Here is a 13,413-nt window from a genome sequence, read left to right as displayed (position 1 = left end):
GTGAAGAACTTCAATAAGCAAATCACTTTATCGCTGAAAAATCCGTTTATTTTACATCATGACGTTTACGGACAAAAAGTCCTTCCGGGATTGGCTTATATTGATATGTTTTATCAGATTTTCAAAGAGCGCGGCTATTCATACGACGGGCTTCAGCTGCGCCATTTATCCATATATCAGCCGCTTATTGCGAAAGAAGACAGCGCCGTCAAGCTTACGGTTGAATGTACAAAGGTAAAAGAAGGGCGCTGGAAACTTACCGCAAAAGGGGCTGAGGTCAGCGGCGGACGAGTACAGCCGGAAGAACGTATTTACGTCAAAGCGGAAATGCACGAGACGGCACCCGCAATTTTCAGTGACACGCTTGATCTTGACTCTGTCAAACGCGAGGCGGAACGCACCATCGATTTAAATGAGCTGTATGCACAATGCAGAAGCCAGGAATTGGTTCACAGCGGATATATGAAAGCAGAAGGAGAAGTGTTTGAGGAGCGGGACGGCGTCATCTTTGATGTATCGCTTGGAAAAGACGCGATGGGACAGGCCGGGGGGTTTTTGTTCCATCCGACTCTTCTTGACGGAAGCGGCGTCGGCGCAAACCTACTGATCTCATCACTGTTAAATGGGGAAAAGAGGCTGTTTCTGCCTCTTTTCTACGAATCTTTTACAGCTTCCGAACCTTTGCAGAGCGGCTGTATCACGAGAATCAAACGTTCGTCGCTTCGGCAGGAAAAGGAGCTCATTTACATTACACTGGAGTTTTTTAACGCATCCGGCCGGAAAGTAGCCGAGCTTAAAGATTTCACAAGCAAGCTCGTGCGGGATGCCGAGCTGATCAATACAGAACGAAAGACTGCTGAGAAGTCTCCGGAAAAAGCCGGTTTACCGGAAGTTGCGGCATCGCTTGAAGGCGGACACCCGCATGAGGAAGCGGAACGGTATGTCATGAATTTGATGGCTGAAAAAATCGGCAAGCCGCTTGAACAGATTGATTCTCAAGTCGGCTACTATGAAATGGGGCTGACATCGTCCGGACTGCTTGACGTCGTCGAAACGATCAGCGAAAAAATCGGCGAAACCCTTTCTCCGACTTTGCTGTTTGAATATACGACGGCAGCAGAGCTGGCAGCTTTCCTGACTGAGCAGTACGGGAGCCATTTCAGCGCGTCTCCGGCAAAGATGGAGAAGCCGGTTGAGCCGCAAACAGAAAACAGGCGGAAAAGCAGTGTGCCGCTAGATGAAGATATCGCAATTATCGGCATGGCCGGCCGCTATCCGCAGGCCGAAAATATTCATGAATTCTGGGAAAACCTGAAAGAAGGAAAAAACTGTGTCACCGAAATTCCGGAGTCTCGCTGGGACTGGCGCCGGTTTGAAAATGTAAAGTCGCCTTCCGGAAAGAGCATTTCAAAATGGGGCGGATTTATTGATGATCCCGATTGTTTTGATCCCCAATTTTTCCGGATTACGCCGCGGGAAGCTGAAACAATGGACCCTCAGGAACGGCTGTTTTTACAAACATGCTGGGAAACGATTGAGGATGCCGGATATACGCCGAAGTCGCTCGCAGAGGCGCGCGGACGGAATAAGAGACAGCGCGTCGGCGTCTTCGCAGGGGTGATGCATAAGGATTATACGTTGGTCGGGGCTGAAGCTTCTTCTGAAGATCATGTATTCCCGCTTTCTCTTAATTATGCGCAAATCGCAAACAGAGTTTCATATTTTTGCAATTTTCACGGGCCGAGCATGGCGGTCGATACGGTCTGTTCATCTTCGCTGACTGCGGTTCACCTTGCTGCGGAAAGCATTCGGCGCGGGGAATGTGAATCGGCGGTTGCCGGAGGGGTCAATTTGTCGCTGCATCCGAATAAATATCTGACATACGGTTTATGGGACATGTTTTCAACAGACGGGGTTTGTCATACATTCGGGAAAGACGGAGACGGCTATGTACCGGCTGAAGGAATCGGTGCCGTTTTATTAAAACCGCTGCGAGAGGCGGTAAAAGACGGAGACCGGATTTATGCGGTGATAAAGGGCAGTGCCGTCAACCACGTGGGGACAGTGAGCGGAATTTCCGTGCCGAGTCCTGTCGCGCAGGCCGATTTGATTGAAGAATGCCTGGACAAAGCGGGCATCGACCCGCGCACGGTCAGTTATATTGAAGCGCACGGGACGGGAACTTCTCTCGGCGATCCGATCGAGGTTCAAGGCCTTGTCAAGGCGTTCCGCCAGTACACACAGGACAAACAGTTCTGTTCGATCGGATCAGTGAAGTCCAATATCGGCCATGCGGAATCGGCTGCGGGCATCAGCGGCTTAAGCAAGGTTGCCCTGCAGCTTCACCATAAAACTTTGGTGCCGTCTCTTCATTCGGAGGAGCTGAATCCGTATTTAGATTTTGAACAATCACCGTTTTACGTCCAGCATCATACCGAAGCATGGCAGCAGCCATCAGTGACGGAAAACGGAAACGAAACCGTATATCCCCGGCGTGCGGGCATCAGCTCTTTCGGGGCGACAGGTTCAAACGTGCATCTCATTCTGGAGGAATTTATCCCTGAAGAATCACACGGAACAAATGCTGAACCGGCAGAAGAACAGACATTCATTTTCCCGGTTTCAGCCCGGAATGAAGAACGGCTAAAAGAGTACGTTGCGAAGCTGTCTGCATTTATTCATCCCGGCCTGCCGCTTGAGGATGCGGCGTATACACTTCAGATCGGCCGTGAACAGATGGAGGAGCGGGTTGCGTTCACCGCTCAGGATATGACACAGCTCAAAGAGCGGCTGGAAGGCTTTCTGGCGGGTAAAACGGTCAGCGGGTGCTGGCGGAACCGAGCCGATAAAAGCAAACAGGCAGAGCTTGCTCCGGACTTGATACATAAATGGCTTTCTTCCGGGAGACTGGAGATGATTGCCGAAAAGTGGGCCGGCGGAGGAACGATGGATTGGAATCTCTTGTACGGTGAAAACAAACCGAATCGGATCAGCCTGCCGACATATCCGTTTGAAAAAATCCAGTATTGGGTGCCGAAGGCGGAGAAAAGAGAATCGCTGCCGCAAAAAAATGCAGGCATGCTGCATCCGCTCCTGCATGAAAATGTATCAAACATGTCAGGCGTCCGTTTTCGGTCCTCGTTTAGCGGCGGAGAATTCTTCCTGAAAGATCACGTCATCAAAAACGAGCGGACGTTACCGGGCGCGGCTTATCTGGAAATGGTCCGGGCGGCCGTTGAACACGCGGCAGAAACGAAGGAAGAAGGAACAGTCCGGCTGAAACATGTCGTATGGATACGTCCGTTTACAGCGGCGGATGAGTCCGCAGAACTGTATCTCCGTCTTTATGACGAAGAAAATGGGGAGATGGGATTTACGGTTTACAGTGAATCGGCTTCCTCGGAACAAGAGCCCGTTCTCTATGCGCAAGGAAGCGCGGCGTTTGCCCGAACGGGCGAACCGGCCAAAATCGAGATTGACAAATTAAGAGAGTCACGCCGTCTGATCACACCTGACGCTTGCTATCAGGCATACAAACAGATGGGGATTGAATACGGGGATGCTCACAAAGCGGTCACGGAAATCTATGCAAACGACAGCAAAGTGCTCGCAAAGCTTTCACTCCCGTCATCTATTTCTCATACAAAAGATCAATTTGTCCTCCATCCGAGCCTTTTGGATGCGGCCTTCCACGCGACAATCGGGTTAATGCTTGACAGAGACGGGACTGACATAAGGCCGATGCTGCCGTTTGCTCTCGAACAGGTTGATGTGTTGAAAAGCTGTAAAAGCAATATGTGGGTTTCCATTGCGTACAGCAGCGAAAGCAAGCCTGAAGATGCCGTTCAGAAGCTGGATATTGATGTATGTGACGAACAAGGCAATGTATGTGTGAAAATGACTGGTTATTCCGCACGGGAAATTGAAACGGATAAAACAGATACACTATATTTTGAACACGTATGGGAAGAGAAGACCGCTGTACATGAAGAAGCGCCGATCCATTTCAAAGCCCGTCACGTGATGATATCTGACCGGTTTACGGATCAAATGAACAACATACAGACAGACTTCAGCTGTCATGTGCTCCGTGATCAGCATAAGAGTGAAGACGAACGGTTTGAAGCTTGTGCGCTTCAGGCGTTCGAAGAAGTGAAGAAAATCCTCGCTTCAAATTCCGGCGGGCGCGAACTCATTCAGATTGTCGTGCCTCAAGAAGCGGATACGCAGCTCCTTTGCGGCTTAACGGGGCTTTTGAAAACAGCGGCGCTTGAAAACCCGAACCTGACCGGCCAGCTGATTGAATTGGAGCCGGACGTCAAGGCAGACACGCTGTCCCGATATGTAAAAGAATGCAGCGCTCATCCTGATGACAAGCATATTCGCTATGAAAACGGCAGGCGCTATACGGCACAATGGCAGGAAACAGGGCTTGAACAGTTCGGCGCCGAAAAGCCGTGGAAGGATAAAGGTGTTTATCTGATCACAGGCGGTGCGGGCGGACTCGGATTTTTATTCGCCAAAGAAATCGCCCGGCATGCAAAAGACGCCGTTCTTATTTTAACGGGGCGTTCTCTGTTGGATAACCGTAAAAAAGCCCAGCTTCAAGAACTGTCCGATCTCGGCGCGCAAGCCGTGTACAAACAAACGGACATAACGGAAAAACAAGAAGTTCAATCGCTCACAGCGGACATCTGTCGGCAGTACGGCGGATTAAACGGTATCATACACAGCGCCGGAACGATAAAAGACAACTATATTCTGAAAAAACACAAAGATGAAATCCGTGATGTACTGGCGCCGAAAGTCTCCGGACTGGTTCATCTTGACGAAGCGGCAAAGGACATTGAGCTTGATTTTCTGATTCTTTTCTCTTCCGGAGCCGGAAGCGCCGGAAGCGCGGGCCAGGCTGATTATGCGATGGCCAATGCGTTTATGAACGCCTTCAGTGAAAAAAGAAACCGTAAAAAAGCCCGAAATGAACGCTATGGACACACCCTTTCAATCTGCTGGCCGCTTTGGAAAGACGGCGGCATGACGGTTGATGCTGAAACGGAAGCCATGCTGACAAAAGAAAGCGGCATGGTCCCTATGCAAACAGAAAACGGCATTCAGGCTTTATACCGCGGGTGGGCGGCAAACACATCCCAAGTCATGGTGACGGAAGGCTACGCCGCAAAAATCCGGGCGTTTCTGAAAAAATCAGCGGATGATCAGCCGGATAAGGGCAGCGAAACGGAAGAAACGGCAGGTCTTACAGCAGGCGGAGAGAACATGCTTGCAGAAAAAACGGAGCATTTCTTGAAACAAGTGCTTTCGGAAGTGACCAAACTTCCTGTCGGCAAAATTGATGCCAAGGCGCCTATGGAAGATTACGGAATTGATTCGATTATGATTATGCATTTGACGGGCCGGCTGGAAAAGAGCTTCGGCTCATTATCAAAAACATTGTTTTTCGAGTACCAGAATATCGAATCGCTGGCACAGTATTTTATGAAAGCACACCGGGACACGCTGCTGGAAGTGACCGGGATGAAAACAGAAGAAACCCCTGCAGCCAAACCTGCGCTGTCTGAGAAAGCGAAAGTAAAGCCCGTTTTCAAACGGAATGAAGGCAAAAAAGGCTTTGCGCAAGTCCGTCCGGAAACGCGGGAAAATCAGCAGCTGACAGAGCGTGAAGATATCGCGATTATCGGTATATCAGGACGATATCCGCAGGCCGAAAATCTTCAGGAATTTTGGAAGAATTTGAGTGAAGGCACTGACTGCATAACCGAAATTCCAAACGATCGCTGGGATCACAGTCTTTATTACGACGCTGATAAAGATAAAGAAGGCAAGACGTACGGAAAATGGGGAGGATTTTTGAAAGACGTGGACAAATTTGATCCGCAATTCTTCTCTATTTCGCCCCGGGATGCAAAATTGATGGACCCGCAGGAGCGGTTATTCCTGCAATGTGTCTACGAAACGATGGAAGATGCCGGTTACACGCGCAAAAAGCTCACGGAAAAATCGGGTGATTTGCTTGGCGCCAATGTCGGTGTTTACGTCGGCGTCATGTACGAGGAATATCAGCTTTACGGAGCCGAAGAACAGGCGCGCGGAAAATCGCTTGCGCTGACCGGAAATCCGTCATCAATTGCGAACAGGGCTTCCTATGTATTCGGTTTTAACGGCCCGAGCATGGCTCTGGATACGATGTGCTCTTCTTCTTTAACAGCCATTCATCTGGCATGCCAAAGCTTGCGGAACGGGGAATGCGAAGCAGCATTTGCCGGGGGCGTCAATGTATCCGTTCATCCGAATAAATATTTGATGCTCGGCCAGAACAGATTTTTATCAAGCAAAGGCAGATGTGAAAGTTTCGGAGAAGGCGGAGACGGTTATGTGCCCGGTGAAGGAGTGGGCGCCGTACTCCTTAAGCCGCTTTCTAAAGCGAAAGCGGACGGTGATCATATTTACGGCCTGATCAAAGGAACGGCCGTGAACCATGATGGAAAAACAAACGGGTATTCCGTACCGAATCCGAACGCCCAAGCCGCGGTGATCAAACAGGCGTTAAAAGACGCGGGAACCGATCCGAGGGCGGTCAGCTACATCGAAGCCCACGGCACCGGGACTTCACTCGGCGATCCGATTGAAATCACGGGTCTGACAAAAGCCTTTTCAGAACAAACACAAGATAAACAGTTTTGTGCCATCGGCTCAGCGAAATCCAATATCGGCCACTGTGAAAGCGCGGCGGGCATCGCCGGGCTGACGAAGGTGCTCCTGCAAATGAAACATAAGCAGCTAGCACCGTCACTGCATTCCCGGACGCTTAATCCGAATATTGATTTTCTCGCTACGCCGTTTAAAGTGCAGCAGACGCTTGAAGAGTGGAAAAGACCGGTCATAAATGATAAGGAACTGCCGAGAACCGCGGGACTTTCCTCATTCGGAGCCGGCGGCGTCAACGCTCATATCGTCATCGAAGAATATTCCGCTGATGAGGATAAGGAGACGGCTTTTGCCGCGCCTCATCCGTCGATGATCGTCCTTTCCGCGAAAAATGAGAAACGGCTTCAAAAACGGGCGAAACGTCTTCTTGATGCACTGCGGAGCGGGCGTTACCGGGAAGCGGATCTGAGCCGGATCGCATATATGCTTCAAATCGGCCGTGAACCGATGGAAGAGCGTCTCGGAATGATTGTCAGCAATTTGCGCGAGCTTGAAGAGAAGCTTGACGAATTTACGGGCGGCAAGGAGTCAATTGACCAGCTCTACCGGGGACAAGTAAAACAGAATAAAGACACGATGGCGCTGTTTGCGGCTGATGAGGACATGGAAAAAACCATTGAGGCGTGGCTTGAAAAAGGCAAAGCCGCAAAGGTATTAGAGCTTTGGGTGAAGGGCCTTCCGCTGAATTGGGATAAGCTGTATCAAATGGGCAGACCGCAAAAAATCAGTCTTCCGGCCTACCCGTTTGCAAAAGACAGTTATTGGATCGACATATCAGCAGATGCAGCTGTCAAAAGACCGGCCGAAACACAGTCTGCGCCGATCGCACCGGCGGCCGCCCCGGAACCGATCATTGAAGTAACAACTCTTCACGAGGAGACTGTCAAAGAAAAACCGTCAAACATTACACTGCAGTCTTTGAGCGGCGCGAAACCGAAAAGAACCGTACAGCCCGCTTCCCGTCCGGCGGTTTCCGCTGAAAAAGTAAGTGCCGTATTGACCGAAAGTTTGGCAGACGTTTTATATATGGATGCCGACGATATCGACGCAGACGACACATTTATTGATATCGGCATGGATTCAATTACAGGTCTTGAATGGATAAAGTCTGTTAATAAAGCATACGGCACGTCCCTTACGGTGACGAAAGTATATGATTATCCGACAATCCGCCAGTTTGCGGCCTTCTTGCAAAAAGAGCTCGGGACAGAACCGATCCTTGAGGAAGCAACCGAACCGCAGAAAACAGAAGCCGTGAAAAAACCGTCAAACATCATGCTGCAGCCTTTAAACGCTCATAAGCAGCATGTGATCCAAGCAGAAGCGGATATTCTGGAGGCGATGTCAGAAACGGCAGCTTCCGCCGAACCGGAAGAACCGATTGAAGCGGTGCATGATGAGTTATCAAAAGCACTGGCTGATGTATTGTACATGGAGCGGCATGAAGTAGATATTGATGAGGCCTTTATTGACTTGGGTATGGATTCGATTACCGGTCTTGAATGGATAAAGGCCGTCAATAAACGGTACGGCACGGACTGTAACGTAACGAAAGTGTATGATTATCCGACAATCCGTCAATTTGCCGATTTTCTGCGTACGCAGCCGTCTGTCCGCGGAAGAAAAAAACAGACGGTTCCCGTACGTCCAAAGCCGCTTACGCAGCAACATGCCCCGCAGGAAAAAACACCTGCCGAGCCGGAGAGATTAACGGTTCAAAAGGAACCTGAACCGGTGCAGGCCAAACGGGAGCCTAAAGACGAGATAGCGGACGCGATAGCCATCGTCGGCATGTCGGGCAAGTACCCGGATGCGCCGGACCTAAAGACGTATTGGGACAACTTAGCCCGTGCGAAAAACGCCATTCGCGACATCCCGCTTTCCCGCTGGGATGTAAACAAATACTATGATCCGGCCTTAAACAAGAAGGGCAAAGTATACTGCAGATCAATCGGTATGCTTGACGGCATTGAAGAGTTTGATCCGCTGTTCTTTAATATATCTCCGTCTGAAGCGGAACTTATGGACCCGCAGCACCGGATATTTTTACAGGAAGGTTTTAAAGCCTTTGAAGATGCGGGTTACAGCTCAAAAGAATTAAACGGGAAAAATTGCGGCGTTTATTTGGGGATTATGAACAATGAATACGGCATGATGTTAAACAAACATCAGACAGGAGGAAGCGCGACGGGCAACAGTTTCAGCATCGCGGCGGCCCGCCTGCCTTATTATCTCAATTTGAAAGGGCCGGCCATTCCGATCGATACGGCATGCTCTTCATCTCTCGTCGGGACTCATTTGGCGCGTCAGGCGCTGTTGAATCATGAAATTGACATGGCGCTTGTCGGCGGTGTGACCTTGTATTTAACGCCTGAATCATACATCAGCATGTGTGAAGCCGGAATGCTGTCTCCTGACGGCCAATGTAAAGCATTTGATAACAGTGCGAACGGATTTGTGCCTGGCGAAGGCGCGGGGGCGCTCGTTTTGAAGAGGCTGAAAGATGCGGAAGCCGATCAAGACCATATTTACGGAGTCATTATCGGATCTGGAATTAACCAGGACGGAAAAACCAACGGCATTACCGCACCAAGCGCGAAAAGCCAAATGGATTTAGAGCGCCAAGTGTATGAAGTGCACAACATCCACCCTGAGAGCATCACCTATGCGGAAATGCACGGCACCGGCACAAAGCAGGGGGATCCGATTGAATTAGAAGCCCTGTCTTCTGTATTTAAGGAAAAAACGGATCGCAAACAATTTTGCGCCATCGGTTCGGTTAAATCGAATATTGGGCATACGTCGGCGGCGGCAGGCGTAGCAAGCGTCCAGAAGGTTCTGCTGTCGATGAAGCATCAGCAGCTTGTGCCGACCCTTCATTTCAGCACGCCGAATGAACATTTTGATTTCGATGACTCGCCTTTATTTGTCAATACCGAACTCAAACCTTGGGAAACAGGCGGAGCACTGCGGCGGGCCTGTGTCAGCTCATTCGGCTACAGCGGCACAAACGCTCATCTCGTTATCGAAGAGTATCAGCCGAAAGACCGGGGAAGCCGTAAGCCTGATGAGACAAACATTTTTGTGCTGTCGGCGAAAAAAGCGCCTCAGGTAAAAACCTATGCCGAGTCTGTGATCGAATTTGCAAAAGCCAATCAGAATATCAATCTTTCAGATATGGCGTACACGCTTCAAACCGGGCGTGATGCGATGGATTACCGTCTTGCGGTTACAGCCGGTTCGAGAGAAGAACTGGTCAGCCGTTTAACCGATTTTGTAAACGGAAATACGGGTGAAGGGATATATCAAGCCCATATCAAAACGGCTAAAAAAGAAATCAAAGCATTTGAAACGGACGATGACCTGAAGCAGCTTGTGAGGTCATGGTTCGATAAGAAAAAATACGCCAAAATAGCAGAATTGTGGGCCAAAGGGCTCCAGATGGACTGGGACAGACTCTATCAAGGCGAAAAACCCCGCAGAATCAGTCTGCCGGCTTATCCGTTTGCGAAGGAGCCGTACTGGCTGCCTGAGCCGAAAGTCATACCGCAGGAAACAGAAGACCGGCGCGAGGCTGTGCTTTTAGAAAAGCAATGGGTTCCGTGTGAGATCGATTCGGCCGGTGAGAAAAGCGGCAGGACGGTCATGATTCTGGCTGATGGAAGAACAGCGGAGCTAGCCGAAGAGACTGCAAAGCATTTCGCTGACTCATTCATTCTCCCGGTCGATTCGGCTGACACTGCAGCTAGCGATTGGAATCACATAGATGGCGCAATCGATCTGACGGGATGCGGAGACGAAGACCCTTCACTGGAAGGGATCAGCCGGCTCCAGACTCTGATTGATACAAGCCGCCGGCAGGCGCGGCCGCTGACGCTGCTATATGTAACAAAAGGCTTGGAGCCATTTCAGCAGAAAACGATTCATCTTGCAGGAGCGGCAAAAAGCGGCCTGTACAGAATGCTTCAAAATGAGTATCAAAACGTGACGTCCAGACACATGGATGCCGATACAGATACGGATCAGCAGACGCTTGCCAAACAGATTGCAGATGAATTTGCGGCGGACAGCACAGAACCGGAAATCTGCCGCCGAAACGGACAGAGATACCGTGCTTTATTCAGGGAGATTCCAAGCGGGAAGCGAGCAGAACATAAGCCCGCACCGTTTCCTGAAGACCATGTGCTTTTCATTACCGGAGGCACGAGGGGACTGGGTCTCTTATGCGCCCGCCATTTCACAGAAAAACACGGCGTGAAAAAAGTAGTGCTGACAGGCAGGGAGCCGATTCCTCCCCGCGATGAACGGTCAGCCGTTAATACGAGGCTGAAAGAGAAGATACGGGCGATTGAAGAGCTTGAAGCAAAAGGAGTGCAGGTGGCGGTGATCAGTCTGAAATTGTCTGATCATGATGCGGCGGCAGCGGAAATTGAAACGATCCGGCGCACGATGGGACCGATAGGCGGCGTCATTCACTGTGCGGGATCGGTTAATTCAGTAAATCCGGCGTTTATCAGAAAGACTGCCGACGATATACAAGAAGTGCTGGAACCGAAAGTCGCCGGGCTTCAAACATTAAGCAGCCTTTTCACAAATGATCCTTTGAAATTTTTTGTCTTATTTTCTTCAGTATCTGCAGTCGTTCCGGCGCTCGCGGCGGGACAGTCGGATTATGCGATGGCAAATGCGTACATGGATTATTTCGCGGCGGCTCATCAGCATCAATATCCGTTAGTCAGCATTCAATGGCCGAACTGGAAGGAAACCGGATTGGGTGAAGTCCGCACAGAAAGCCTGAAGCAGACCGGGCTGCTGGGACTGTCCAACGCGGAAGGACTTGACTTGCTGGACCGCATTTTATCTGAAAACATCCGCCCGTCCGTTCTGCCGGCTATCATTGATCGGAGCGAATGGCATCCTGACAGGCTGCTCTGTCAAGAGAAAACACAAAAAGCCGTAGTAAACGGCAAAGCCGCTGAAAAACATTCAGACAGAGAACTGCTTCTTGATACGAAGGCGTGGCTTGTGAAACTGTTTTCCGATGAGCTGAAAATCGCTCCGGAAGAACTGGAAACAGACGAACCGTTTCAGGATTACGGGGTTGATTCGATCATTTTAGCGCAGCTTTTACAGCAAATGAATCAAGCGCTCAAAGAGGACTTAGATCCGTCTGTTTTATATGAACATCCGACGATTGACGCGTTTGCCGAATGGCTTGTATCCAATGGGCAGCCGCTGCTTGCAGAAAGGGAGGAGCCTGATACACAAATCTTGGTTCCGGCTGCCGTACAAACGGTTCACACTGAACAAAAGCGTGATGCCGTAACTGAAGACATTGCCGTCGTCGGAATGAGCTGCCGTTTTCCGGGAGCGGAATCGTTAGAACAATATTGGGACTTGCTGAGAAGCGGCAGGTCCGCAATCGGCTTCGTCCCGGCGGAACGTTTCGGATATGCAAATCAATACGTTGCGGGATTGATTGACAATATGGATCACTTTGATTCCGAATTCTTTTTCATTCCGGAAAACGACGCGAAAGCGATGGACCCTCAGGCATTGGCGGTGTTGGAAGAGAGCTTGAAACTTTGGTGCCATGCCGGCTATTCCCGTGAAGAAATCAAGGGTATAGAGGCCGGTGTGTATATCGGAGGCCGCAGCCAGCATCAGCCTGATCCTGAAATTCTTGCGAATACCCGCAACCCGATCGTTGCGGGCGGGCAGAATTATTTAGCGGCAAACGTTTCGCAATTTTTTGATCTGCGCGGGCCGAGCATCGTGCTTGATACGGCTTGTTCATCGGCTTTGACAGGAATGAACATGGCCGTTCAGGCACTGAGGAGCGGCGATATCAAAGCGGCGGTAGTTGGCGGTGTCAGCCTGCTGAACACGGATGCGGCGCACCGGATGTTCCAAGAGCGCGGGCTGTTAAACGAAAAGCCGGCATTTCACGTATTTGACAAGCGTTCAGGCGGAGTTGTCCTCGGTGAAGGCGTCGGCATGGTGCTGTTAAAAACAGTAAGCCAGGCGCAAAAAGACGGCGACACGATACACGCGGTCATTAAGGCCGCCGCCATGAACAATGACGGCAGAACGGCAGGCCCGTCAGCTCCTAATATGCAGGCGCAAAAAGATGTCATGCAAAGCGCGCTTTTCAAAAGCGGCAAAAAGCCGGAAGACATCAGTTATATCGAAGCAAACGGATCGGGTTCCGCTGTAACTGATTTGCTTGAGCTGAAGGCGATTCAATCCGTATACCGCTCTGGCCAGCATGTTCCGCTCGGCATCGGGTCAATTAAGCCGAACATCGGGCATCCGCTTTGCGCAGAAGGCATCGCAAGCTTCATTAAAGTCGTATTAATGCTGAAGCATAAACAAACGGTTCCGTTCCTCTCAGGAGATGAACCGATGCCGCATTTTGATATAACAAAGACAGATTTTCATTTTCATAAAACAGCCGGCGAATGGGATGCATCCAGACCGTCAGCAGCCATCAACTGCTTTGCCGACGGCGGAACGAACGCCCACGTCATTCTGGAAGCTTGGGAAGAAAAAGATACCCGAATGAAAAGAAAGCCGCTGCCGGTACCGTCATTAAGACGTAAGGCTCTGGTAAAAGAACCTGACGTACTAGCGGAGAAACAAGAGCTTCCTGCGAAAAAAATGTTTTGGAAAGCATTTAAATGAGAGAGG

General features: G+C 50.3%; 1 protein-coding gene. It reads left to right on the top strand.

The annotated features are described in order from the left end of the window. On the top strand, positions 1-13,407 hold the full coding sequence (locus tag BZ167_RS00795; protein ID WP_077391911.1) for a type I polyketide synthase: 13,407 nt from the start codon (positions 1-3) through the stop codon (positions 13,405-13,407). The last annotated feature ends 6 nt before the right edge of the window (positions 13,408-13,413 follow it).

The organism is Bacillus sp. 275 (assembly GCF_001999205.1).
GTDB lineage: Bacteria > Bacillota > Bacilli > Bacillales > Bacillaceae > Bacillus > Bacillus velezensis.
Note: the sequence above shows the minus strand (reverse complement) of the source record. Positions and strands in the feature narration are given on the sequence as shown.